The sequence below is a fragment of the Enterobacter sp. EC_50 genome (assembly GCF_019584525.1).
Classification (GTDB): domain Bacteria; phylum Pseudomonadota; class Gammaproteobacteria; order Enterobacterales; family Enterobacteriaceae; genus Enterobacter; species Enterobacter roggenkampii.
The window spans coordinates 26,779-50,788 of the sequence record NZ_VDAF01000023.1 but is presented as its reverse complement, the minus strand read 5'-3'; the positions used below and the strand labels follow the sequence as shown (position 1 = coordinate 50,788).

The 24,010-nt window shown below is 54.3% G+C and carries 22 protein-coding genes; 8 read left to right on the top strand and 14 right to left on the bottom strand.

The features are described from left to right. Positions 1-6: 6 nt before the first annotated feature. The 4 genes from FHC48_RS18175 to FHC48_RS18160 all read right to left on the bottom strand — a co-directional run bounded on the left by FHC48_RS18175 (position 7) and on the right by FHC48_RS18160 (position 4,130). Entirely contained in the window at positions 7-198 is a 192-nt protein-coding gene (locus FHC48_RS18175; RefSeq protein WP_008502388.1) for a YnbE family lipoprotein, read from the bottom strand. 2 nt (positions 199-200) lie between these two features. Continuing rightward, positions 201-2,834 (bottom strand): YdbH family protein, encoded by a 2,634-nt coding sequence (locus FHC48_RS18170; protein WP_059363443.1) that lies wholly within the window; start codon positions 2,832-2,834, stop codon positions 201-203. Positions 2,835-3,048: 214 nt separating this feature from the next. Continuing rightward, on the bottom strand, positions 3,049-3,372 hold the full coding sequence (locus FHC48_RS18165; protein WP_008502390.1) for a hypothetical protein: 324 nt from the start codon (positions 3,370-3,372) through the stop codon (positions 3,049-3,051). 2 nt (positions 3,373-3,374) lie between these two features. Further along, complete coding sequence (locus FHC48_RS18160; RefSeq protein WP_023327356.1) at positions 3,375-4,130, bottom strand: DUF4225 domain-containing protein; 756 nt, start codon at positions 4,128-4,130, stop codon at positions 3,375-3,377. A gap of 364 nt (positions 4,131-4,494) precedes the next feature. Here FHC48_RS18160 and FHC48_RS18155 point away from each other — a divergent pair, with 364 nt between their 5' ends. Beyond that, the gene (locus FHC48_RS18155; protein ID WP_008502392.1) at positions 4,495-5,484 is read left to right on the top strand and encodes a 2-hydroxyacid dehydrogenase; all 990 of its coding nucleotides are present in this window, start codon (positions 4,495-4,497) and stop codon (positions 5,482-5,484) included. Between the two features lie 20 nt (positions 5,485-5,504). Here FHC48_RS18155 and FHC48_RS18150 read toward each other — a convergent pair whose 3' ends face one another. Then, positions 5,505-6,710 (bottom strand): MFS transporter, encoded by a 1,206-nt coding sequence (locus tag FHC48_RS18150; RefSeq protein ID WP_023327355.1) that lies wholly within the window; start codon positions 6,708-6,710, stop codon positions 5,505-5,507. Positions 6,711-7,164: 454 nt separating this feature from the next. Between FHC48_RS18150 and FHC48_RS18145 the strand changes: the two genes are divergently transcribed. After that, a complete protein-coding gene (locus FHC48_RS18145) occupies positions 7,165-7,836 on the top strand; it encodes an MgtC family protein (RefSeq protein ID WP_059363448.1) in 672 nt (223 codons plus the stop codon). Between the two features lie 245 nt (positions 7,837-8,081). Continuing rightward, a complete protein-coding gene (uspF, locus tag FHC48_RS18140) occupies positions 8,082-8,516 on the top strand; it encodes a universal stress protein UspF (protein WP_045335951.1) in 435 nt (144 codons plus the stop codon). A 117-nt stretch (positions 8,517-8,633) separates the two neighbouring features. Here the strand turns inward: uspF and FHC48_RS18135 are convergent, their stop codons facing one another. Together FHC48_RS18135 and dcp are read right to left on the bottom strand one after the other, a co-directional pair. Next, on the bottom strand, positions 8,634-11,216 hold the full coding sequence (locus FHC48_RS18135) for an EAL domain-containing protein (protein WP_059363451.1): 2,583 nt from the start codon (positions 11,214-11,216) through the stop codon (positions 8,634-8,636). A gap of 303 nt (positions 11,217-11,519) precedes the next feature. Next, positions 11,520-13,553, bottom strand: a complete 2,034-nt coding sequence (dcp, locus tag FHC48_RS18130) for a peptidyl-dipeptidase Dcp (protein ID WP_059363453.1) — start codon at positions 13,551-13,553, stop codon at positions 11,520-11,522. 142 nt (positions 13,554-13,695) lie between these two features. Here dcp and ydfG point away from each other — a divergent pair, with 142 nt between their 5' ends. Both ydfG and FHC48_RS18120 read left to right on the top strand, forming a co-directional pair. Further along, the gene (gene ydfG, locus FHC48_RS18125; RefSeq protein WP_023292548.1) at positions 13,696-14,442 is read left to right on the top strand and encodes a bifunctional NADP-dependent 3-hydroxy acid dehydrogenase/3-hydroxypropionate dehydrogenase YdfG; all 747 of its coding nucleotides are present in this window, start codon (positions 13,696-13,698) and stop codon (positions 14,440-14,442) included. A gap of 91 nt (positions 14,443-14,533) precedes the next feature. Then, the gene (locus FHC48_RS18120) at positions 14,534-15,220 is read left to right on the top strand and encodes a GntR family transcriptional regulator (protein WP_008502405.1); all 687 of its coding nucleotides are present in this window, start codon (positions 14,534-14,536) and stop codon (positions 15,218-15,220) included. Between the two features lie 35 nt (positions 15,221-15,255). Here FHC48_RS18120 and FHC48_RS18115 read toward each other — a convergent pair whose 3' ends face one another. Further along, positions 15,256-15,687 carry a universal stress protein gene (locus FHC48_RS18115; RefSeq protein WP_059363456.1) on the bottom strand — a complete coding sequence of 144 codons (432 nt, stop codon included), beginning with the start codon at positions 15,685-15,687 and terminating at the stop codon, positions 15,256-15,258. Between the two features lie 287 nt (positions 15,688-15,974). On the opposite strand from FHC48_RS18115, the gene ydfZ reads away from it, so the two are divergent. Continuing rightward, positions 15,975-16,178, top strand: coding sequence for a putative selenium delivery protein YdfZ (gene ydfZ, locus FHC48_RS18110; protein WP_014883679.1), 204 nt, complete (start codon positions 15,975-15,977; stop codon positions 16,176-16,178). A gap of 43 nt (positions 16,179-16,221) precedes the next feature. Here ydfZ and FHC48_RS18105 read toward each other — a convergent pair whose 3' ends face one another. The 5 genes from FHC48_RS18105 to FHC48_RS18085 form a co-directional block, all read right to left on the bottom strand. After that, the gene (locus tag FHC48_RS18105; protein ID WP_059363458.1) at positions 16,222-17,685 is read right to left on the bottom strand and encodes a mannitol dehydrogenase family protein; all 1,464 of its coding nucleotides are present in this window, start codon (positions 17,683-17,685) and stop codon (positions 16,222-16,224) included. Positions 17,686-17,907: 222 nt separating this feature from the next. Continuing rightward, a complete protein-coding gene (locus FHC48_RS18100; RefSeq protein ID WP_008502410.1) occupies positions 17,908-19,275 on the bottom strand; it encodes an MFS transporter in 1,368 nt (455 codons plus the stop codon). Positions 19,276-19,348: 73 nt separating this feature from the next. Then, a complete protein-coding gene (locus FHC48_RS18095; RefSeq protein WP_059363459.1) occupies positions 19,349-20,368 on the bottom strand; it encodes a Zn-dependent oxidoreductase in 1,020 nt (339 codons plus the stop codon). A 14-nt stretch (positions 20,369-20,382) separates the two neighbouring features. Beyond that, positions 20,383-21,597 (bottom strand): starvation-sensing protein RspA, encoded by a 1,215-nt coding sequence (rspA, locus tag FHC48_RS18090; protein ID WP_025911411.1) that lies wholly within the window; start codon positions 21,595-21,597, stop codon positions 20,383-20,385. Positions 21,598-21,708: 111 nt separating this feature from the next. After that, the gene (locus tag FHC48_RS18085) at positions 21,709-22,035 is read right to left on the bottom strand and encodes a YnfA family protein (RefSeq protein WP_059361347.1); all 327 of its coding nucleotides are present in this window, start codon (positions 22,033-22,035) and stop codon (positions 21,709-21,711) included. Positions 22,036-22,187: 152 nt separating this feature from the next. Between FHC48_RS18085 and FHC48_RS18080 the strand changes: the two genes are divergently transcribed. Both FHC48_RS18080 and speG read left to right on the top strand, forming a co-directional pair. Continuing rightward, on the top strand, positions 22,188-22,526 hold the full coding sequence (locus tag FHC48_RS18080; RefSeq protein WP_008502414.1) for a DUF1283 family protein: 339 nt from the start codon (positions 22,188-22,190) through the stop codon (positions 22,524-22,526). Next, on the top strand, positions 22,526-23,086 hold the full coding sequence (gene speG, locus FHC48_RS18075; protein WP_008502415.1) for a spermidine N1-acetyltransferase: 561 nt from the start codon (positions 22,526-22,528) through the stop codon (positions 23,084-23,086). The genes FHC48_RS18080 and speG overlap by 1 nt, the downstream gene beginning before the upstream one ends. Positions 23,087-23,228: 142 nt before the next feature. Here speG and FHC48_RS18070 read toward each other — a convergent pair whose 3' ends face one another. Then, positions 23,229-23,945, bottom strand: a complete 717-nt coding sequence (locus FHC48_RS18070; protein ID WP_008502416.1) for a YnfC family lipoprotein — start codon at positions 23,943-23,945, stop codon at positions 23,229-23,231. Between the last annotated feature and the right edge of the window lie 65 nt (positions 23,946-24,010).

The following is a 24,010-nucleotide window of genomic DNA, read 5'->3' as shown; positions in this document are numbered from 1 at the left end:
GCATCCTCAGAACAGATCGCTGCGCGATTTCAGCAGGGTTTCAACGTCTTTATCGACCTTAATGTGGATCTCATGTTCGATTTTGACATTCATGTTGATGGTAATCGGCTCCTTTGGCGCAGCGACTTCAATGCGCGGCGTACAGCCGGACAGTAGCGCGGCAACGGCAACGGTGAGCGCACCAGCCATCTTTTTCATTGTTATTCCTCACTTTCCTTGCCTGTCGAACTGCGGAGACCGGGTATCGCCGCGTGTTGCTCAAACCAGGTTTGCAGGTTGTCTCCAAAACGCAGGCTGCGCCAGAGGGTAAAGACATTCTCGTCATGGGTATAGTTCAGGTTGACGGAGCTGCTTTTGCCATCGACCCGGCTGGTCCCCTTGATGGTCGCCTGCATGGTTAATTCACCCAGGTTATCTAAATTGATTCTCGTCCACGAACGCGAAATTTCCATATAGCGGAGCCAGTTAATCGCGGCGCCCGCGACCATATTGTCTTTCACGATGGCGTCGGCCGTATCTTTGTCGATGCGCAGCGTCATTGGCCCCGGGTTGGTCAGCCAGCCATCCTTAATGATCCATTTTTCATTGTCCAGCCAGAACGGCAGCGCCCCGCTGACCGGCCCCGACATGGCGAACTGTTTCGGATTGACGGCGCTAATCAGCTCGCTCGAGGAGATATTGTCCACCCGCAGCAGAGCCGGATCGTGCTGCGGCATTCGCAGCTGCTGCATGGTGATCTTCCCGCCGAGGGTTTCCACCTTCACGTTGGTGAGCAGCAGCGGATTGTCCTCCGTCCAGGGATAATCGCCCTGTAAATCCGCGGTAATGTTGCGCGCGGTCACCAGGTTTACCACTTCACCGATGCGCAACGTGACCGGACCGCGCGTGCCCAGAGACCAGGTGCCCTCGCTGAAGCGGAACGGCAGCACAAAATCGACGCCGTTAATCTGGTTATCGGGCATCCAGGCGCTGCCGGATTTCAGCACCCCGTGCCCGCCCGCTTCAAAGCCCTGATCGGCCGCCGCCGAGAAGGCGACCTGCGCATAAAGCGCCCCGTCGCGCAGCGTCATTTTCCAGTCCGGCGGAATAAGCGACTGGAATACGGTGAGGGACTGTTTCGGCCACCAGGCCTGCCCGCGAAGGCGCACGCCATCCCAGCGTCCGTTCACCTGTACCGGGCCGATGTTGTCCGCATGGAGGTCACCCTTAAACTGAAAAATCGTCGGGTCGGTGCCGTCGACGCTGAAGGTCAGGACCGAGGGCGGCAACACGCTGCCGCCGGAGAAACGGGTTTGCCCTGCGTTGAGCGACAACGCCCCACTGAAGGTTGGTTTTTCGGCATCGCGCAGCCAGCGTACAGGCCGATCCAGCACCAGACGCGGCGTGCTGACCTCCATCGTGCCGTACTGAAGCTTGTCAAAGCCGGTGGAGAGCGCCGTCAGCTCAATAAGGTTGTCGCGCCACTCGCCTTTCCCGGCGACATCCCAGCGGGCATGCATCGGCGTAAAGCCACCTTTGCCCCAGTAGCGCCACTGCCACAGGCCGTTATCGGGTAAAAAGTCGTTGGCCTGACCGTCCAGGTGGAGTTCAAAATCGCCCATCTGGTTTTCATGGGCGCGCAGAATCGCCTGTAAACGACCGTCCACCCCCTTCCGGGTGAGCTTCACGCCCGCCAGCGGCCAGCGGATTTCATCGATATCGAGCGAGTCAATGATGCGCCCGCGCGAGCGAAGCAGCGCGCCCGGCTCAAAGGCGAGCTGCGGTTCATACAGGCTGCCGGTCAGTTTTGCCGGTAATTTGGCGTAAAGAATGAGATCGTTTTGCTTCGCCTCGCCGCTCAGGTGCAGGGGCATGTCGCTGTTTTCCATGCTGAGCCTGCCGGGCCCAATATTCAGTACCGCGTTGCCTTTACCCGCATCGCCTTGCGTCAACACGTTCAGTCGTCCGGTCAGGGTGGCTTTCTCCAGCCCCTGCTGCCAGTTGTCGGCGCGAAGGGACACCCGCCCGCTCAGCGGCATACCCGAGAGATCCCAGTTCCAGCGCCCGTCGCTGATGTTGAGCTGTTGCGCCGAGATCTGCCACGGCAGGTCGAGAAGCGGATCGGGGTTGTCTCTCGCCATCACCACCAGCTGTCCCTGATTGTCTTCCCAGTCGAGATCGGCATCGACCAGAGACGTTAACTGTGGCACGTTAAAGGTCGCCACCGCGTGGCCTTTCACCGGCACGCCGTCCGGCACCAGCGGCAGGGTAAACTCGCCCACCAGCTTAATCGGCTGCGGCTGATCCGGGAGCTGAACATCGAACTGGCTGACCGAGAGCGTCTGACCGCGAAGCGTGCCTTTAATGCTGACCTGCTCGCCTTTATAGGCGATCTCCTGGCTGGAGGGGGTTAGCGACGCCTGCAGCTCGCCCTGCCACTGCTGCCAGGGCGACAGCGTCAGGCGGTGAATCGTGAGCCAGGTATTGGGTAACACAGCCTGCCATTGTGCCAGCGTTTTCGGGGCGACCGTTGAGGGCGCCGACTGGGGAATTTTGCTCAGGCAGACGGTGTTAAGATCCAGCGCGCCGATATCCAGCTTCCAGCGGCTGGGGTGTGACAGCGTCACGTTATCGATGCGGGCAATTTCGCAGTCTTCCACCAGATAGCGAAGATCGGGGATCACCAGCGCGCGGCGAGTCAGTTTCGGACTCTCTTCGAACGCGATGCGCGTCCCGACGGGAAGCCAGATCCCGGCGAGCGTCGGTACCCACTGAGCGAGCGTCATCAGCAGCGTCAGCGGCAACAATATGAACAGCAGTAAAAGCGCAAGAGCGGCTTTGTATTTACCCTTCATGGGCAGTTAATATCCTGATTTAGCGAAAGAATTAAGCCGGCAGTGCCGATCATTGTCGCATGTTTAGCGGTTGAGTTGAAGTTGACGCCAAGTTAAGAATAGATGCTGTAATAGTAAGCGGTAATTTTTTTGCTATGCGTAACCTAAAGAATAAAGTTTCGGTTCAATTGGTTACGCATAAGTTCAAGAATAATCGCAGAGCAGATTTGCGACATTAATACCTATTCCGTGGCATTGCCAGCAGGTAAAGCATGGCGAATATCAATGACCCCCAATACACCGAGTCGTACCGCCAGGGATCAAAATCAATATGTAAAAAACCGCTAACAAACTCATAGCCGTTGGCAAAAACGTTAATTTGAATGGCTGCGATGGCTATCACAAATAGCGTATAGGCAATGAACAGAGGATATTTATGAAGCCTGTTGACCTTGAGTTTCCCGAGGTACAACAAGAAAAAAACGACAATAGATACAATAAAATAGCATACGGCAGGTAGAATCGGTGGGGTTAATGACAACTCGAATTGTTCCGACATAATTAATTCTCTTTAGCTATCTGGTACATCTGCCAACCTGTGACGCTTCCACTGGTTAAATCCAGAGCCATCGCTGTTTTAGAAGCCTCTTGCCATCCTCTGATATAATCAGATTCAATGTTGCGAAACAGACTCCAGGATTTTTCTCGGGGAGCCAGTACTCTCCTGCCCGCGCCATAGGCTGATAAAGAGATATCAACTACTCCATAGACAATATCAGCTTCATTATTCCCATAGCCGAGTTTCGCTGCTACGTAACGATAAGCATCTCTTAGCGTGCCAGACCGATCTTCACGATAAAGAAGATAGTATCCATTTTCATACATGTTGTTTAGCCCATGAGTAATCATAGGTGCACCATACGCAGCACAGGCCAGACCCAGCGAACCGACGCATAAACTAGCGCCCCCATACACTTGCGCCCCACCGGCAACGAAACCGATCTGTTTAAGCGCTAAAGTCGTCGTTGTTGTTCGGTTTTTTTCAACAACAATAAATAACTTAGCTTTATTGAAGGTGAGTAAATCATCCTGTTCCTTAAGATGATGTATCTGTTCATCAAGTAATTGAATCCCGCCTGACCAGGTCAAGCAATGCGACTCGATCTCCCTTCTCAGGTGAGCAACAAGTTGTTGAGTTTCAAAAAACATACCAGCGGTACCATAAAGCAAATGCTTTGTGGCAATTCGCTGCGCAAGATTTTCAATCTCTAAGACTTTCTCTTCGAAATGACTTTTATCCCGATTATGGTTGTACATTCGGTCTCCCTGTCATTTTAAAATGATAGTAATAATACTACCTTCGATGTTAGGACATTCAAAGAGCTACGTCATTTTAACAGCTAAAGGTAGTCACATTTTCAAGCATTGGGAAACCACTTACCCATACATACGCACTTGTTGTGACTTTAGTCTCCCCCATAGCCCCCTTAGAGTAAAACAAGCAGACATGTCGCTGGTGTCAGTCCCGCTTAAGAAATCGGTGGATATGAATATCATGGAGTTAGGGTGCACATATGCTCTAGAATAATTGATAGAACTTATTGAATTCAATAATATTTTAGAAATTGTAAGATAATTTTAATCATGCTAACGTGAATGCAAAATCACTGGAGAAAGTCTTATGAAACTCGCGGTATACAGCACAAAGCAGTACGACAAAAAGTATCTGCAACATGTTAACGAGGCTTACGGGTTTGAGCTTGAATTTTTCGACTTTCTGCTGTCCGAAAAAACCGCCAAAACGGCGCACGGCTGTGAAGGCGTCTGCATTTTCGTAAACGATGACGGCAGTCGCCCGGTGCTGGAAGAGTTGAAAAAACAGGGGGTGAAGTACATCGCCCTGCGCTGTGCGGGCTTCAACAATGTGGACCTCGACGCGGCAAAAGAGCTGGGTCTGAAGGTAGTGCGCGTTCCGGCGTACTCCCCGGAAGCGGTGGCTGAACATGCGATTGGCATGATGATGTCCCTCAACCGTCGTATTCACCGCGCTTATCAGCGCACCCGTGACGCCAACTTCTCGCTGGAAGGGCTGACCGGCTTTACCATGTACGGCAAAACCGCTGGCGTGATCGGCACCGGTAAAATTGGCGTGGCTGCCCTGCGCATTCTGAAAGGCTTTGGCATGCGTCTGCTGGCATTCGATCCGTACCCAAGCGCCGCAGCGCTGGATCTGGGCGTGGAGTACGTCGACCTGCCGACCCTGTTCTCGCAGTCCGACGTGATTTCCCTGCACTGTCCGCTGACTCCGGAAAACTATCACCTGCTTAACCAGGCGGCGTTTGACCAGATGAAGGATGGCGTGATGATCATCAACACCAGCCGCGGCGGGCTGGTTGATTCTCAGGCTGCTATCGAAGCCCTGAAGACCCAGAAGATTGGCGCGCTGGGGATGGACGTGTATGAGAACGAACGCGATCTGTTCTTTGAAGACAAGTCTAATGACGTCATCCAGGACGACGTGTTCCGTCGCCTCTCTGCCTGCCATAACGTGCTGTTTACCGGTCACCAGGCGTTTCTGACGGCCGAAGCGCTGATCAGCATTTCTGAAACCACGCTGGGGAACCTGCAGCAGCTGGAAAAGGGCGAAGCGTGCCCTAACGAGCTGGCTTAAGTGCTACGCCGGGTGGGCGGCTAAGCCTCACCCGGCGCGTTTGTTTCCCAGCTCCGGTGTGCAACGCGCCACCAGAGCAGGACGGCAGCCAGCGCAATCGCGCTCAGGACACTGAATGCCGTCGCAAACGAGTAATGACCGGCGATCGTCCCGGTTAATGCCGGACTCATGGATGCCCCTACTCCCTGCATCAACATCACCACGCTCTGCCCGGCATTGACGTGCCCGCTTCCGCGCAGCAGCACCACAATAAACGACGGTACGACGACTCCCAGGATCCCGGCGGCCAAGCCGTCGAGAATTTGTACCGGGATCATCATTAACGGCGCATCCGTGGATGCCGCCAGCGCCGCACGCACCGGCATAACCAGCAGCGCCAACATAATCAAGCGCCAGTAGCCATAGTGTTCGATCCGGCGCGAGGCCCAGATGGCGACGGGGATCATCACGGCCTGAGAAATGATGACGGTACCTGCCGCATACAAACCGGGGTTGATCGCGGCAGGTGCCGCGGCAACCCTCATGCTCAGCATCGGCAGCAGCGCGGCGTTCGCCAGGTGGAACAGCAGCAGCGTCAGCCCGGTCACAAACAGCGCCCGGTTTTTCATCAGCACGGCAAAACCGGGGACCGGCAGGCTCGCTGAAGAGGGCAGCCCGCGCGCCGCGTCGTTATCGATATCGCTGTTGCGAATGGCAAGCAGCGCACACAGCGTTAGCAGCGTGGTGCTGGTCATCAGCAGGAAAATCCCGCCCACGCCCCAGTACCACGCAATGCCGCCCGCGATCAGTGCAGTAACAAAGTTGCCGCCGTGATTGAACGCCTCGTTTCTACCCATTTGCGCGCTGAACCCGCCCTGCCCGGTCAACCCCAGCGTAATCCCGGCGATTAACGGCCCGACAAATGCCGCACAGATACCGGTGACGACTTGCGACACGGCGACAACGCTGCTCTGCTGGCTAAACCAGAGCAGAAGCGTGCTGAGCGTGATCAGAATGCACAGTAGCGCGAGCACAGCGCGCTTGTTGCGGGAGGTGTCGGTGATGAATCCCGCCGGCAGCGTGGCCAGTAACCCCGCCAGCCCGCCGGCCGTCATCAGGATGCCAATATCATCAGGGGTCCAGTGGCGTTCGGTCAGGAAAATACCGAGGAAAGGCCCCAGACCATCACGGACATCTGCAATGAAAAAACTTGTCAGGCATAACGCCCGCAGCGAACGAAGAGACATACTTCCTGCCTTGCCTGTTATTGCCTGAAATAAGCAAAATGCAGTATACCGGGTATTTTTGAAAATCAGATGACGTCTGAAAAATATTCCCTGCAAACTTAAACAATACATCAAGGGCGCTGTTTTTTTACTTTACTCATTATTGCGCCTGCTTATACTGGCAAAAAATTCCACAGGAGTCCTTCGTTGGAAAGCCATTTTATCGTTGATACGAAGGTAAGCTGACGCGATTTTCTCGCTGCTTACCTTAACGGTGGGCAGCAATCCTCTTGACGTGATTGCATCCCAATACATTAAGAACGACCAAATTTGTGGGGCATCGCGATGTTCATGTTTCATCATTCACTCTTTCCGCCGCCCTCGCGCTGACATGCTTTGCGTTTTAACGGCGTCATACTCTGCTTTGTGAAGCGCTGACGCTTATCGTGTAACCATGTTAACAGGCGACAGGCTGATGTTCCCTTATATCTCTCATCTGCTCGCAGCGATGCTGCTGGGCGCAATTATTGGCGCGGAAAGACAGTGGCGCCAGCGTATGGCCGGGCTTCGCACCAATGCTCTGGTTGCAACGGGTGCGGCCGTGTTTATTTTAAGTTCCCTCTCGACGTCACCCGATAGCCCGGGGCGTATTGCAGCGCAGATTGTCTCCGGATTAGGCTTTCTTGGCGCTGGCGTTATTATGCGTGAGGGAATGAATATTCGCGGTCTTAATACCGCCGCGACACTGTGGTGTTCGGCCGGAATTGGCGTGCTATGTGGATTAGGTCAATTCTGGAATGCCGGTATGGCCAGCGTGATTATTCTGTGCGCCAACATCCTGCTTCGCGAAGCTGCGCAGCGGATTAATCAACTGCCCGCGATCCATGAAGGCGAAAAATGCTATGTCCTAAAAATCACCTGTGATGACGAGCATGAAGATGCGGTGCGGCAGAGTGTGGTCAACATGGCGAAAGAGTTGACGTTGAGTCTGAAAGCCATTTATTGCGATACGGCGCAAGCAGAAGGAAAAACTGAAATACGGGCCGAGGTAATGACCCGTGAGGAATACCGGAAATTACTCGAGCTAATTATGGGTAATATTGGCGGGAATAAAATTATGGCTTCCGTAAGCTGCCACGCAATATGAACACGATACCGGGCATTGCGCCCGGTTGAGGCTTTGCCGTTTTGCAGAAAACGGACCGTGACGCGAAGAGATTCATCCCCGGATGTCCCTGTTCGTTGTCACGCCACGTTGGCAAGATCACGGACAGGTTCGACTGTACGCCTATCACATAACCGAAATTTGTCCCCGTTATGACACCCTGCTCTCTGTTTTGCTGAAATTAACGATCTACCTTGAGTTGTGTGAAAAACACTCAGGAGGGACACATGTACAACTCAATTTTGGTTCCCATTGACATTTCCGAGGATAGCCTGACGCACATGGTTATCCCGTTCGTTCAGGCACACACCGCACTTAACACGGCCAAGGTTCACTTTCTTACTGTTATTCCATCGCTTCCCTATTATTCATCGTTAGGTTTGGCCTACTCCGTGGAAATGCCAAAGATAAAAGAATTTCAGCACGCTGCTTTAGCGAAACTGGATGAGATTGTTAAGCAATTCAAAATTCCTGCAGATAAGATACAGACTCACGCCGTGACGGGATCGCCTAAGGATCAAATCCTTAAGCTCGCTGACACGATCGGCGCCGACCTGATCATCATTGCCTCCCATAAGCCTGACATATCGACGTATCTGTTGGGTTCGAACGCTGCGGCAGTGGTGCGGCATGCGAAATGCCCTGTGCTGGTCGTTAGATAGAACGCGCTTGCGCCTCTGTATACGGTCAGATAGCAGATGACAAAAAACCGGGCGAGAAGCCCGGTTTTTCATTTTCGCTTCCCGGCGTAAAGCGTGTGAAGCTGATGGAAGCACACTTTAAAGATCTATTCTGTTTGCGTTTAAATTTAATTCCGTAATGGAAGCCGGTTTTCCAAGCAAGTAGCCCTGAACTTCATCACATCTATTTTTTTTAAGAAAAGAGAGCTGTTCGGTGGTCTCCACCCCTTCTGCAGTGACCGCCATTGAATAGGCCTTACCCAGATCGATAATTTTTTCTACGACTGATTGGTTCTGTGGAGAATCGGCCAGGGTAAAAATAAAACTCTTGTCGAGCTTGAGTCCATCAAACTGAAACTTACGGAGATAGCTCAGAGAGGCATAGCCGGTACCGAAATCGTCAATCAAAATACGGACGCCCATTTTTTTGAGAGCCTTCATGGTATGCAAGGTCTTTTCAGGATCGGAAAGCGTGACATTTTCCGTCACTTCTATTTCCAGTCGGTCAGGTTCTAGCCCTGTTTCGTGCAGGATCTCTTTTATCCTTTCAGCAAGATCGCTTGCCTGGAATTCGATAGCGGAAATATTTACGGATACCGATAGCCCCGGCAATTTATCTTTTGTCTCCGCACACGCTTTGCGTATGACCCAGTTGCTGAGGTTAATAATCAGACCTGTTTCTTCAGCCAGCGGGATGAACTGATCGGGCATCATCGTCCCCCGGTGCGGGTGCTGCCAACGTACCAGCGCTTCGACGGCCTCTATCTTAGAATATCGGAGGTTATAACGGGGCTGGTACACCAGATAGAGTTGTTCTTCGCGAATCGCGGTTTTCAGTTCGAGTTCCAGTTTTCTCCGTTCAGTTAACTTTTCCGACATATCCGGGCGATAATAGACCCATCGGTTTCTGCCGGATTGCTTAGCCTGGTAAAGCGCAATATCGGCATAGCGTAAAAGATCGTTTGCGCTGCTGCTATCCAGGGGAGCCAGCGCAATCCCCATGCTTACGCCTATTGCGACATCATTACCCTCAATGGAGAAAGGACGGTTGAGTTCCTGTACGATGCGGTGACACACCTCATCAATCTGGTCTTTTTGGCTGGTATTGCCGAGAAGAAGCATAAACTCATCCCCTCCCTGCCGTGCGACAAAATCACCTCGACGAACGCAATTTTTAAGACGTAGAGCGACCTCGCCAAGCAGCGCATCCCCCGTGGAGTGCCCAAAAATATCATTGACGGGTTTAAACTTGTCTAAATCGAGGCAAATCATGGCAAAGGGATAATGGTTAAGGTCTTCTTTAGCCAACTGGCCTGCCAGAAATTCCTTAATATGATAGCGGTTCGGCAGACCGGTTAATTCATCATGACGTGACAGGAACTCCACCCGTTTAGTTGCTTCAACTTCCAGAGAAACGTCGGTTGCCGCGCCTCGCAAGACCACCGTTCCATCAGGCTGAGCAGAAAGCTTTGCCAGAAGCGTGCAATAGGCCGTAGATTGTTGCGCATGAATATAAGGACAGCTCTTAAATTCAAAGCGTTCAGTTAATTCCCTGAACCTCACACAGTCTTGTAATAATCCGGTTGTAGAAGGAAAGAGCTCATCCAGCCTGCGGCCTATCCATTTGCTATTTTCATATCCCGTTACTGTAGAAAAACGACCTGAAAGCCAGGTTATCTTTAACGATAAATCTGTTTCCCAGAACCAGTCGCTGGTTGTTTCACTGACGTCCCGGAATCGTTTTTCACTGGTGATAAGATTCAACCGCGCCTGCTCGAGGAGAAAGGTATTTTCGTCAAGCATTCTCGCCTTCTGCATAATATGGCGCATGAGAATAACCGTCATCGATACCGTCAGAATAACTGAAAGAATGAGTAATGGTAAAAAATAAATAATCAATGCCTGGCCGGGATTTTCACCGTCCCAGATAATTTGCACATCACCATTCTGGGTGCTTAAGGTAAATTCTGTTTGATTGTTTATTTGAGAAGTGACTGCATTAGGCGAAGTACGAACATTTTTAATACCGGCATCCTGCCCAATCGCGAGGAGTTTTTTAGCCGTTAACTTGTCTACAAACACCATTACCGACGGTTTCCCCGGCAAGGGTTGCACGCTCGCGTCATCGCCCGTTGTTATCCATTCAGCAGAAACAATGGCTGGAACGGAATCGATAAGCGTGAGTATAGAAACCGGCAATCCATTGTTAACGCTCACCTCACGGAGTAATCGCTCCTTGGTTGATTTATCTAACCAGCGCCCGAGATCCTGAAGCTTCAGTTTCCCGTCAAGCACGCTGTATCGCGTGGTTCCTTCCGGGGAGAGAATAAACACCCCTTCGTAGCCAAAGTTGTCATACAGGGACTTACCCAGGTTCTGCTTATCCCATGCCCAGTGAACGTCAGTGTTCAAATGAAGATGTTTGTAGGCATCTCCCCATTCAGCATTATCTTTCAAGTGACTTCGCATGCTTTCCTGGCGGGAATCCAGGGCTTTCCTTAACAAAAATTCATCGTGCTTATCGCTGATTTTATTAACATTATTTTTTATTAATAGCAGGGAAATTATTGCCGCAATGAAAATACTTATCAACAATGTCACTATATAGGTAAAGGTTTTATTTATCAGCCCCTTAGAAGGCTCGGCATCCGTAAAACCGGGATTGTTCAGAGGTAGGGTCATCATTCGCCTTCTTATACTGCTAATACGTCAATTTTTATGCCACCTTTATTTATCGGCAAAGAATAATAAAAATTTATAGTTAAAACCCTTAAGCTTAAAGAACATTTGATTTTTACAATCCAGATCAAATTATTAGTTCTCTTACAGCCTGAATTCGGTTAAATACATCTCCCGGTGGGCGTAACCTTAAACCTCGCCGGTTTTATTTATAAAGAACATAATCTTAGTTTTTATGCTGTAACGGTTACAGGCGTATAAAAAACCGGGCGTAAAGCCCGATTCTTTTTTCATACGGCATTGACTCTATTCGCTCAATCCGCGATTCTCCAGCATCGGCTCAATCTTCGGAGCGTGCCCGCGCCAGTTGCGATACAGTTCGGCTAAATCTGTGCTGTTCCCGCGCGACAAAATGGCCTCGCGGAATTTTTGCCCGTTTTCACGCGTCAACCCGCCCTGCTCGACAAACCACTGATAGCCGTCGTCGGCCAGCATTTGCGTCCACAGGTAGGCGTAATACCCCGCCGCGTAGCCGCCGCCGAAGATATGGGCAAAATAGCTGCTGCGGTAGCGCGGCGGAACGGCGGGCAGATCCAGCCCCTCTTTCTTCAACGCTGCCGCTTCAAAATCCTCCACGTCCGAAACGGCCTCGCTGATGCCGTGCCAGTTCATGTCCAGCAGCGCGGCACCCAGCAGTTCGGTCATGTCATAACCCTTATTGAAATGGGTCGCGTTGAGCATGCTTTCCCGCAGCGCGTCCGGCATCGGTTCGCCGGTTTCGTAATGGCGCGCATAGTGGGTAAACACCTGAGGATGGCTGGCCCAGTGCTCGTTGATTTGCGACGGGAACTCAACAAAATCACGCGGCGTATTGGTGCCGGAAAGGGTGGCGAAACGCTGGCTGGCAAAGAGACCGTGCAGCGTATGGCCAAACTCGTGGAACAGGGTTATTACGTCATCCCAGGAGAGAAGCGCGATACCGCCATTCGCCGGTTTCTGGTAGTTACAGACGTTGTAGATCACCGGACGGGCAGCAAACTCGAAGGATTGCTCGACGAAATTCCCCATCCATGCCCCGCCCTGTTTGGAATCACGGGCAAAGAAGTCACCGTAAAACAGCGCCATGCCTTCGCCGGTGTGGTCGAAAATTTCCCATACGCGGACGTCCGGGTGATACACCGGGATATCGAAGCGCTCGACGAAGCGAATGCCAAACAGCTGGCTGGCAGCCCAGAATACGCCATCCTGCAGCACGGTATTGAGCGCAAAGTAGGGCCTGATCTGCGACTCATCGAGGGCATATTTTGCCTGGCGCACGCGCTCCGCATAAAAGGCCCAGTCCCAGGCCTCCACGGTGAAACCGCCCTGCTCGTCGTCGATGACTTTCTGAATATCGGCCTGCTCGCGTTCCGCGCGGGCGCGGGCGGCAGGCACAATGCCGCGCATAAATTCCAGCGCGGCGGCCGGGGTTTTCGCCATCTGGTCAGCGATGCTCCAGCTAGCGTAATCCTCAAAGCCCAGCAGACGGGCCTGCCGCGCGCGCAGCGCCGTCAGACGAAGGATCAGCGCGCGGGTGTCGTTTTCGTCCCCTTTCTGGGTACGCGTCCAGCCTGCGTTGAAGAGGTTTTCGCGGGTCTGACGATTGCGCAGCGCGGAAAGCGCGGGCTGCTGGGTGGTGTTCAAAAGCGGGATCAGCCAGCGATCGTTTAGCCCTCGCTCCGCGGCAGCCTGCGCCGCGTCAGCGATCTCCGTTGCGCTGAGCCCGTCAAGCTGGTGCGCATAATCCACCACCAGCCCACCGGTCTTATCGGCAGCCAGCAGACGCTGGTTAAACTGGCTGGTCAGGGAGGCCGCCTCGGTATTCAGCGCCTTCAGCTCGGCCTTTTCTGTCTCATTCAGACGCGCGCCGGCCAGAATAAACCGCTGATACAACTCCTCGACCAGACGACGGCATTCGGCGTCCAGCGCGGCACGGTCCTGCCAGACGCTCTCCACGCGGGCGAACAGCGCGTCATTCAGCCAGATATCGTTTGCCAGCGCGGCAAGCTCGGTGGAGAACTGTTCTTCCAGCTCCTGTAAAAACGGATTGGTGTGCGCGGAAGTCATGGCGAAGAACACGCTGCTGACACGCGAGAGCATGGCGCCGCTCTTCTCCAGCGCCAGCACGGTGTTCGTGAAGTCAGGCGCAGCGGCCTGAGCGACAATCGCGTCAATGTCCGCGCGCTTCTGGCGAAGGGCTTCATCGAAGGCCGGACGATAGTGGCTGTCGTTGATCTGATCAAAATGGGGGGCCTGGTAAGGCAGCAGGCTGATGTCAAAAAAAGGATTCGTGGCCGTCATCTTTCACTCCTGAGTACGGGTATCCTCCCAGAGTAGGCCAGGCCGCCATCCCCTGCAACGCTGTCATACAAATGTTGCCTTAACGCACCCTCTGCGGCCGTGCTATGTTAGTTAAACACAAAAAGCGTTGAGGAACAGTGAGATGATTATTTTAGTTACCGGGGCAACGGCAGGTTTTGGTGAAAGCATCACGCGTCGCTTCGTCGCCAACGGGCACAAGGTTATTGCAACGGGCCGCCGTCAGGAACGTCTGCAGGAGCTGAAGGACGAACTAGGCGACAGCATTCTGACCGCGCAGCTGGACGTGCGTAACCGCGCGGCGATCGAAGAGATGATTGCGAATCTGCCCGCCGAGTGGCGCGCCATCGACGTGCTGGTCAACAATGCCGGTCTGGCGCTGGGCATGGAGCCAGCCCACAAAGCCAGCGTGGAAGACTGGGAAAACATGATCGACACCAACAACAAAGGGCTGGTCTATATGACCCGCGCGGTGCTGCCGGGCATGGTCGAGCGCAATCGTGGCCACATTATCAATATCGGCTCCACCGCCGGAAGCTGGCCTTATGCAGGCGGCAACGTCTACGGCGCAACGAAAGCGTTTGTGCGCCAGTTCAGCCTTAACCTGCGTACCGATCTGCACGGCACCGCCATTCGCGTCACCGACATCGAGCCGGGCCTGGTGGGCGGCACCGAGTTTTCCAACGTGCGTTTCAAGGGCGACGACGCGAAAGCAGACAAGACCTACGAAAACGCGAACGCCCTGACGCCGGAAGATGTCACCGAAACGGTCTGGTGGGTGGCGACGCTGCCAAAACACGTCAACATCAATACCGTAGAAATGATGCCGGTCAGCCAGAGTTTTGCCGGGCTTAGCGTGCATCGTGGCTAACGCTGCCCTTCCCGGCCTGCGGGCCGGGTCTGTTTCGGGTTATAAAAGAATGGTAGTATGTTCAGGCTAACTCTCTGAGAAATGACAACTCATGGCCGCTGAATCGCAACTCAATCCCACCCAGCCCGTAAACCAGCAAATCTATCGCATTTTGCGACGTGATATTGTCCATTGCCTGATCCCACCGGGAACGCCGCTTTCTGAAAAAGAGGTGTCCGTGCGTTTTGACGTTTCCCGTCAGCCGGTGCGTGAAGCGTTTATTAAGCTTGCGGAAAACGGTCTGATTCAGATCCGCCCGCAGCGCGGCAGCTACGTGAACAAAATTTCACTCTCTCAGGTGCGCAACGGCTGTTTTGTTCGCCAGGCCATTGAATGCGCGGTGGCGCGCCGTGCCGCAACGCTCATCAACGACAAGCAGTGTTACCTGCTGGAGCAAAACCTGCATCAGCAGCGGATTGCGATTGACCGTAAGCAGTTGAATGATTTCTTCCAGCTTGATGATGAATTCCACCAGAAACTGGCGCAGATTGCAGATTGCCAGCTGGCCTGGGACACCATCGAAAACATCAAGGCCACCATCGACCGCGTGCGTTATATGAGTCTCGATCACGTCTCTCCGCCGGAAATGCTGCTCCGACAGCATCATGATATTTTCAGCGCGCTGGAAAAACGCGACCCGGACGGCGTGGAAAAAGCGATGACGCTGCATCTGCAGGAAATCAGCGAATCCGTGCAGCTGATTCGTCAGGAAAATAGCGAGTGGTTTAGCGAAGAGTAATATTACGCCGCCCCCTTTCGGACGCGGCGATGGGTTTAGCGAACGACTAACACCGGAATTGTGGCGTAGCGCAGGATAGATTCCGCATTTGATCCCAGCAGATGGGTGGTGATGCCCGGATTTTTCGACCCGATGACGATCGCGTCATATTCCCCTTCCTTGCTCAGCCTGATGATTTCATCGCGGACGTTGCCAAAGCGAACCAGGCTGTCAATTTTCTCCGGCGAGATGTCGAACAGCCTTTTTAAGGCGTTCATTTTTCTCCCGGATTCCTCAGTCATATATTCTTCGAGCTTTTTAATATCGGCGTTAAAACCACGCAGCAGGGATCGGCTGCTGGTCGGCAGAATATTGACCAGGGTAATCGACGCGCCCTCGGCCTTCGCGAGGTTAGCCGCGTGGCGAACCGCTTTGTCACTCAAATCCATTTCAAATACATCAACAGGCATCAAAATCTTCTTATACATAAGCCTGGCTCCTTATTCAGATGAAAGGGTTATTTCCTGTATCCAGAATGGCATCGGGAATATAAACCAACCCTCAACGCTTCCCTGCTGAAACTATCAGGTAATGAAAATAACGGTCTGCTTTGTAAATTGCTGTCGTGAACGGTCAGCGACCGAGGCAATAAAGAAAAAAGTGTGAGTTTGATCAAAAACAAAAACATCTGATGCAGACAGGCGTATTTATATGCCCCGTGAACGGCAACCCTGAAATAACGCCGTAACGAACAGGTTAGAGAGGAGAAAATACCATGATGACATACGACCGTAACCGCAATGCGATCACCACCGGCAGCCGCGTCATGATTAGCGGCACAGGCAAAACTGGCGTGATTAAAGCGATCCACAGCGACGGGCTGGATGCCGCGCAGGTGCGCCGCAGCAAAACGGTTGAAGTGGAAGGATGCGAAGGTAAGTTCGAACCGATTGAGCTGATTCGCCTGGGCATGCACTAAACGGTGCGCAGACATGCCGCCGCGAACGGCGGCATGTGCTGAATTACCGTTGAGACACGTACTGCGCCACGGTCGCTTTCGCGCCCTTTTGCAGCAGCGTCTGGTATGCCTTCATCACCGCATCAACAAAGACGGCTTCACGCGGTAGCTCCTTGCCAAAGATGGCTTCAATGCCAAGCAGCGCCCTGACCCGGCTTTCCCCTTCCGCACTGCCTTTAACCGCCGCCTGAATCACTTCCAGCTGCGGATCGCTCACGTCAATTGCGTTACCCTGCTCATCCACGCCGCCGACATAGCGCATCCACCCTGCCACACCCAGCGCCAGCAGCGGGAAAGGCTTCTGATACACCAGGTGCCAGCGCACGGAATCCAGCATGCGCTGCGGAAGCTTCTGGCTGCCGTCCATTGCAATTTGCCAGGTCCGATGGCGCAGGGCCGGGTTGCTGTAGCGGGCAATCAGGAGATCGGCATAGCGTCCTAAATCGACGCCTTTGACCTTCAGCGTAGGCGCCTGCTCGTTAAGCATCAGGGCGTGCGCGGCGACGCGGTAGTTTTCATCTTCCATACAGTCGTTAATATGCTGATAGCCCGCCAGATAGCCCAGGTACGCCAGGAATGAGTGGCTGCCGTTAAGCATGCGCAGCTTCATCTCTTCAAATGGGATAACATCTGACACCAGCTCGGCTCCGGCTTTTTCCCACGCTGGACGGCCGGCCACAAAGTTATCTTCGATCACCCACTGACGGAACGGTTCACAGGCCACCGCCGCCGGATCGCGCACGCCGGTAAGCTGTTCAATTTTATCCAGCGTGTCGGGGGTGACCGCAGGCACGATGCGATCCACCATCGTTGACGGGAAAGTAACGTGGGATTCGATCCAGTCCGCCAGTTCACCGTCTACCGCACGGGCGTACGCGCAGGTGACATTGCGCATCACGTGACCGTTCTCAGGCATGTTATCGCAGGACATCACGCTAAACGCAGGCAGACCCGCCGCCTTACGCCGCGCGAGCGCTTCCACGACCACACCCGGCGCAGATTTCGGCTGGTGCGGGTTTTGCAGGTCTGCGACGATAAAAGGGTGATCGAGCATCAGTTGCCCGGTCGCCGGGGAATGGCAGTACCCTTTCTCGGTGATGGTCAGCGAGACAATCGCCACCTGCGGTTCGCACATCGCGGCCAGCACGGTCTCCAGCCCGTCAACCTGCGCATGCAGCGCCTTTTTTACCACGCCAACCACGCGGGAGGTCCACGCATCGGCAGACATTTCCGCCACGGTATAGAGATTATCCTGCTCGTTCAGATCGGCAATCTGCTGTTCGCCGCCAATCAGGTTAACCTCACAGTATCCCCAGTCGCTACCGTGTTCCGCGGCGAGGATGTCGGCGTACACTGCCTGATGCGCACGGTGAAACGCGCCAAACCCTAAATGAACGATGCGTGCTTTAAGGCTGTCGCGATCGTACTGTGGCAGCGTCGCGTTGGCCTGTAATAAGGTATTTTCCATGATTAAGACTCGTTAATTAGAAAGCTGTGGATCGCTGCCGCCCATGCTGAAGCGGCAGCGCCTGCTGACTACACCAACTAGAATGGTAGCTGGAGTAAAAAAAGTGAACTGCCATCAACCATACTGATACTGCCGTTTGAGTTTTTGATTTATATTAACTTTTGTTCATGTGGTGTGACACAAAATCAAAGTTGTGTGACAGGCAACGCAAGTTATAAACCATCAGCGTCGCGAGGAGACGGCACCGTAACCGACCGTCTCTTTCGGCGCAGACTCGGCTGCGTCTTGCGCCGCGCTTAAATCACGGTCGCGCACTTCCGGCATCAGGATCGCCGAGATCAGTCCAATCACGGAATAGGCCACCAGCATGGCGACAATCGGCCACCAGGAGCCGGTCATATTGCAGAAGATCCCTGCCAGTACCGGACCAAAGCCCACCGCTACGAGACCGCCCGCCTCTTTGGAGATCGCCATACGGGTAAAGCGATTTCGCGAGCCAAACATCTCCGCCATGGTGATATTTTCCAGCGCAAACAGCCCCAGCACGGCGAAGTTATGGATAACGATGATGCAGAGCATGATCGTCCCCGGCGCATAGCTCTTATCGACGATGATCGACAGCATCGGATAGGCCAGAATAATGGCGGAGATATTGAGGATAATGTACGGCAGACGGCGCCCCACTTTATCGGAAAGCCAGCCCAGCAGCGGAATGGAGATAAACCCGAGAATGGAGCTGATCATCAGCGCATCGGTCGGGATGGCCTTATCGAACAGCAGCGTCTGGACCAGATAGCCCGCGAGGAAGGTCTGGATCAAACCTGAGTTGCCTGCCTGGCCGAAACGCAGGCCGGTCGCCAGCCAGAAGGATTTGCTTTTCACCATGGAACCCAGTGAGGTGTCCGGCTGCGCAGCTTGCACATCGTTCACTTTCTCAAAGACCGGGCTCTCCTTGAGGTTCATACGCAGCCAGATGGCGAAGATCATCACCACGACGCTGGCGAGGAAAGGCACGCGCCAGCCCCAGGCGAGCAGCTGTTCACGATCGAGGGCAAAGAACATGATGGCCCAGATCGCCGTTGCGCTCAGCGTCCCGCAGTTAGTCCCCATCGCCACCAGCGAGGAGATGATGCCGCGTTTACCTTTCGGCGCGTACTCCGCCAGCATGGTCCCGGCCCCGGAGATCTCGGCCCCGGCACCAAGGCCCTGAATAATGCGCAGCGTCACCAGCAGCACGGGGGCAAAAATCCCGATCTGCGCGTAGGTCGGCAGGACGCCAATCAGCGTGGTGCAGATCCCCATCATGGTGATGGTAATGAACAGCACCTTCTTACGACCAATGCTGTCGCCCATTCTGCCGAAGATAAAGGCGCCGACGATGCGCGCAATATAGCCTGCGCCGTAGGTGCCCATCGCGAGGATCAGCGCCATCGCGGCGGACTGTTCCGGGAAGAAGATCTCATGGAAGACCAGAGCGGCACCCAGCGAGTAAAGCTGGAAGTCCATAAACTCCAGGGCGGTGCCCAGCCAGCCGGAAACGGCGGCTTTCACCAGATCGGATGTGGTTCTTTGAGGTTGTACTTGCGTCATAATGGCTATCTCTGAAAGGTAAGATGCGTACCACATAGCGCCTGTCTGCGCAGGCGCTTAACCGCGTAAATGATTATTGGCCGAACGTGAGCAAAACTTTGCAGCACTGCCGCTGGTCTTTCTCAAACAGTTCAATAGCGTCTTTAACGTGGTGATAGTCAAAGGTATGGGTGATCAGTTTTTCCGGGTCGATCAGCCCCCTCTTCAGCCAGTCGATAACGACCGGGAATTTGTTGGCGTTCAGGCGCGAGGAGAAGATCGCCAGCTCTTTGCCGGTGATGCCCTGCTGAACAATCTGGCTCGGCTCGCTGGAGAACCCCATCAGCACGATGCGCGCCGCCGGCGAGGCCAGGGTTATCGCTTCCTGCAAAATGGAGGGATGGCAGGCGGCATCAATGATTAACGTCGGTTTGATGCCTTTTTCCTCCAGCGCGGCCTGCAGCGACTGCTCGCCATTATTAAAGACCCAATCCGCGCCGCTGCGCCGGGCCATCGCCAGACGCTCGTCTATGCGATCAACCACGATAACCTGCTTCACCTTATAGACGCCTTTCAGGGCCTGAACCGTAACCAGCCCCATCGGCCCGGCGCCATATATCAGCGCGACGTCCTGTTCAGTCGGTTTCGCCTGCCCCGTTACGTTGGCGGCGATGGTGAAGGGCTCAACCATGACGGCGTGCTTATCAGGAATGTCATCCGGAATGGGCCAGGCGTTTTGTGCGGGCACGACCGCATATTCGCTAAAGCCGCCGTCACGGTGAACGCCCAGCACCACCAGCGAGGTGCAGACGTTCGGTTTTCCCACGGAGCACGGGTAGCAGTGCCCGCAGCTGATTACCGGATCGACCGAAACGCGCTGGCCCAGGTGCGCGCTGTCAACGCCCTCGCCCACGGCGTCAATCACGCCAAAAAACTCATGACCGATGACGCGCGGATACTTCGCAAACGGGTTATGGCCGCGGTAGATGTGGCTATCCGACCCGCAGATCCCGGCAAGCTTGATACTGACGCGGACGTCACCTGCGCCAGGTACCGGGAGTTGACGCTCTTCAATTACCAGTTCGTTCGGCTGTTGAATCACTACGCTTTTCATCGTTTGCTCCTCGCTTACCAGTTCCACAGCGTGCCGTCTTCAAGACGGGCCACCGGCAGATAGGCCGGATCGTACGGGTATTTCGCCGCCAGCTTCTCATCAAATTCGATGCCCAGCCCCGGCTTGTCGCCCGGATGCATATAGCCGTTATCAAAGCGCCAGCTGTGCGGGAAGACCTCCAGCATCTGTTCGGAGTAGCCCATATATTCCTGCACGCCGAAGTTCGGCACCCACAGGTCGAAATGCAGCGCGGCGGCGTGGCAGACAGGCGACAGATCCGACGGACCGTGCGAGCCGGTGCGCACCTGATAGAGCGACGCGAAGTCCGCGATGCGGCGCATCCCGGTGATGCCGCCTGCGTGGGTAATGGTGGTGCGGATATAGTCGATCAGCTGCTCTTCGATGAGCTGCTTGCAGTCCCAGATGCTGTTAAACACTTCGCCTACCGCAATGGGCGTAACGGTGTGCTGGCGGATCAGGCGGAAGCAGGCCTGGTTTTCCGCAGGGGTGGGATCCTCCATCCAGAACATGCGGTATGCTTCAATGCTCTTGCCGAAGCGCGCCGCTTCGATGGGCGTCAGGCGGTGGTGCATGTCGTGCAGGAGGTGCTCATTGAAGCCGAATTTATTACGCACCGCGTCGAACAGCTTCGGCGTGAAGTCGAGGTATTTTTCGGTGGACCAGAGCTGCTCTTCCGGCCAGTCGCCTTTGGTCGCAGGCTCGTAGGCCAGCCCCTTCCCTTTGGCCATGCCGTAGGTGGTTTTCATGCCCGGCACGCCGCACTGCACGCGGATCGCCTTAAAGCCCATCTCTTTGTGACGGGCGTAATCTTCCAGCACGTCGTCAATGGTGTGGCCGGTGGTGTGACAGTAGACCATCACCCCTTCCCGGGAGGCGCCGCCCAGCAGCTGGTAGAGCGGCATGTTGGCCGCTTTGGCTTTGATATCCCACAGCGCCATATCCACGGCTGAGATGGCCGACATGGTGACCGGACCGCGACGCCAGTAAGCACCTTTGTAGAAGAACTGCCAGATGTCTTCGATGCGGTGCGCATCGCGGCCAATCAGCTGGGGGCAAAGGTGATCCTTCAGGTATGAGGCCACGGAGAGCTCGCGTCCGTTTAGCGTAGCGTCACCGAGGCCGACAATCCCCTCATCGGTGGTGATTTTAAGGGTGACAAAGTTCCTCCCCGGGCAGGTAACAAACACGTCAGCCGCGACAATCTTCATAATTCCTTTCCTTACATCGTTCGTTGTGATGCTGGAAATTTACCCATCAACCCTACTACCATACAAGTATAACGATCATAAAATCAGCTAGCGATCACAAAACCCGAGGGCTCACGCGCGCCCCCATCCCGCCACAATAATCAGCATACCGCACAGGGCAATCAGCGCGCCGGCCCAGTCATAGACGCTGAGTTTGACGCCGTCCACCACGCGTAGCCACAGCAGCGCCGTGCAGACATAGACGCCGCCGTAAGCCGCATAAACGCGCCCGCTGGCCGCCGGATGCAGCGTTAACAGCCAGACAAACAGGGCCAGCGCAACGCTTGCCGGAATGAGCAGCAATACGGTTCCCCCCTTTTTGAGCCAGAGCCAGGGCAGGAAGCAACCGATGATTTCACACAGCGCAGTCGCAAAAAAAAGCAGCGTCGTTTTAAGCATATTTCACGTCAGGTGAGGATTTATTTAACCATCATACCTGATGATGCCCTTTACTTTTCCATACTTGCTCCGCGGGTATGCCGTCATTTCGCTTTAGTGTAGAATCTGTACGGGGTAACTTGATTATCTGCACCCATTTAAAAGGAAACGCTATGACCACATTAAGCAAACGCCTTTGTCTGACAGCCCTGCTGGCGCTGTCATCGTTCGCCTTTGCCGCCTCTGCGACAGCGGAAACCAGCAAGCTCATTATTGAGTCTGGTGACAGCGCGCAAAGCCGCCAGAACGCCGCGATGGACAAAGAACAATGGAATGACACCCGTAGCCTTCGCCAGAAGGTCAACAAACGTGCCGAAAAAGAGTGGGACAAAGAAGATGTCGCTTTTGACGCGCGCGATAAGTGTCAGCAAAGTGCAAACGTCAATGCCTACTGGGAGCCTAACACCCTGCGCTGCCTGGATCGCCGCACTGGCCGCACGGTAGCCCCATAATGTCGGCGCCCTGCGACGTTAAACTCCGTCCGCTGGAGCGTGAAGACCTGCGCTTTGTTCACCAGCTCGACAACAATGCCAGCGTAATGCGCTACTGGTTCGAAGAGCCTTATGAGGCCTTTGTCGAGCTGTCCGATCTCTACGATAAGCACATTCACGATCAGAGTGAACGTCGTTTTGTTGTGGAGTGTGAAGGTGAAAAAGCCGGGCTGGTGGAGCTGGTTGAGATCAACCACGTTCACCGTCGGGCGGAGTTCCAGATCATCATCTCCCCTGAGCATCAGGGAAAAGGCCTTGCGTCACGCGCGGCCAGGCTGGCAATGGATTACGGATTCAACGTTCTGAATCTCTACAAGCTTTACCTGATTGTGGACAAAGAGAACGAAAAAGCGATCCATATCTATCGCAAGCTGGGCTTTATGGTGGAAGGCGAGCTGATTCACGAGTTCTTTATCAACGGTGAATATCGCAACACCATCCGCATGTGCATTTTCCAGCATCAGCACCTGGCCGGACATAAACCGTCAGGCGCCAGCCTGCTGAAACCTACCGCGCAGTAAGATTGATGACAAACCGTGTCATAAACCGTTGAGCTGTCTTTCTTGCCGGGTGGCGCTGTGCTTACCCGGCCTACAGGGTGCTTCATTGTAGGCCCGTGCAAGCGTAGCGCCGCCGGCGAAACGCACAAAATGCACTTTACGCTCAGTAATATTCAATCGTGTTCTTGATGGTGTACTTGTGCTCAACGGCGGGTTTGACGCTGTCGTCCGTGATGGTCAGATCGCAGCTCACCGGGTTATTGTGGCGATCGTAGTCGCAGCTCTGCGTCACGTTGCCCAGCGGCTTGTCATTCAACATGCTGACTGCCGAGTAATCCATTCTTTTGCGCAGGTCTTTCGACGGCGTCGACTGGACGGACAGATGCTGATCGCCGGAGACGGTGGTTTTGCCCAGCGGGTAACCATCCGCGTCGTAGCGATACTTCACTTCCATCTCTTTACCGTGCGCCGCCACCACAAATCCGTTGTCGTCGGTATCCCACGTTACCCCGGCTGACGGCAGTTCGGCCAGCTGGCATTTGCCCTGCAGCTTCACTTTGCGCTGCTGGGTTTCCGCATCAAGATAGTAATTGGCATCCAGCACCAGCGCCACGCTGGTGTTGGCCTCCAGGTCGTGTAGCTCCAGCGTATCGAAACACCCTTCCGTCGAGACGGTGCCGGTGACCCGTTTAGAGACTTCGCCCTTCTCGTTGAACAGCGTCTGGGTAAAGTCTTTGACCGGGCCGCGCAGCGGATCAAAATCAAATTCGTTTGAAAAACTCGCCATCTCGGGCGTAAACGACAGCGGCGCGGAGCTGTTGTCGCACCCCACCAGTGTTGCTGCCAGGAGCGTTATCGCTGCATATTTCTTCACATTCATTTCCGTACAGGGAGATTATTCTCAATCATATTAGCAAATACAGATGTTTACACGAAGCCTGCTAA

Coding starts and splice junctions, on each gene's coding strand:
- FHC48_RS18115 (WP_059363456.1), bottom strand. CDS start 15,687: ATGTATAAGAAGATTTTGATGCCTGTTGATGTATTTGAAATGGATTTG.
- FHC48_RS18070 (WP_008502416.1), bottom strand. CDS start 23,945: ATGAATGTGAAGAAATATGCAGCGATAACGCTCCTGGCAGCAACACTG.
- FHC48_RS18170 (WP_059363443.1), bottom strand. CDS start 2,834: ATGAAGGGTAAATACAAAGCCGCTCTTGCGCTTTTACTGCTGTTCATA.
- uspF (WP_045335951.1), top strand. CDS start 8,082: ATGTACAACTCAATTTTGGTTCCCATTGACATTTCCGAGGATAGCCTG.
- FHC48_RS18080 (WP_008502414.1), top strand. CDS start 22,188: ATGACCACATTAAGCAAACGCCTTTGTCTGACAGCCCTGCTGGCGCTG.
- ydfZ (WP_014883679.1), top strand. CDS start 15,975: ATGATGACATACGACCGTAACCGCAATGCGATCACCACCGGCAGCCGC.
- FHC48_RS18145 (WP_059363448.1), top strand. CDS start 7,165: ATGTTCCCTTATATCTCTCATCTGCTCGCAGCGATGCTGCTGGGCGCA.
- ydfG (WP_023292548.1), top strand. CDS start 13,696: ATGATTATTTTAGTTACCGGGGCAACGGCAGGTTTTGGTGAAAGCATC.
- dcp (WP_059363453.1), bottom strand. CDS start 13,553: ATGACGGCCACGAATCCTTTTTTTGACATCAGCCTGCTGCCTTACCAG.
- FHC48_RS18085 (WP_059361347.1), bottom strand. CDS start 22,035: ATGCTTAAAACGACGCTGCTTTTTTTTGCGACTGCGCTGTGTGAAATC.
- FHC48_RS18105 (WP_059363458.1), bottom strand. CDS start 17,685: ATGGAAAATACCTTATTACAGGCCAACGCGACGCTGCCACAGTACGAT.
- FHC48_RS18135 (WP_059363451.1), bottom strand. CDS start 11,216: ATGACCCTACCTCTGAACAATCCCGGTTTTACGGATGCCGAGCCTTCT.
- FHC48_RS18160 (WP_023327356.1), bottom strand. CDS start 4,130: ATGTACAACCATAATCGGGATAAAAGTCATTTCGAAGAGAAAGTCTTA.
- rspA (WP_025911411.1), bottom strand. CDS start 21,597: ATGAAGATTGTCGCGGCTGACGTGTTTGTTACCTGCCCGGGGAGGAAC.
- FHC48_RS18150 (WP_023327355.1), bottom strand. CDS start 6,710: ATGTCTCTTCGTTCGCTGCGGGCGTTATGCCTGACAAGTTTTTTCATT.
- FHC48_RS18165 (WP_008502390.1), bottom strand. CDS start 3,372: ATGTCGGAACAATTCGAGTTGTCATTAACCCCACCGATTCTACCTGCC.
- FHC48_RS18100 (WP_008502410.1), bottom strand. CDS start 19,275: ATGACGCAAGTACAACCTCAAAGAACCACATCCGATCTGGTGAAAGCC.
- FHC48_RS18155 (WP_008502392.1), top strand. CDS start 4,495: ATGAAACTCGCGGTATACAGCACAAAGCAGTACGACAAAAAGTATCTG.
- speG (WP_008502415.1), top strand. CDS start 22,526: ATGTCGGCGCCCTGCGACGTTAAACTCCGTCCGCTGGAGCGTGAAGAC.
- FHC48_RS18120 (WP_008502405.1), top strand. CDS start 14,534: ATGGCCGCTGAATCGCAACTCAATCCCACCCAGCCCGTAAACCAGCAA.
- FHC48_RS18095 (WP_059363459.1), bottom strand. CDS start 20,368: ATGAAAAGCGTAGTGATTCAACAGCCGAACGAACTGGTAATTGAAGAG.
- FHC48_RS18175 (WP_008502388.1), bottom strand. CDS start 198: ATGAAAAAGATGGCTGGTGCGCTCACCGTTGCCGTTGCCGCGCTACTG.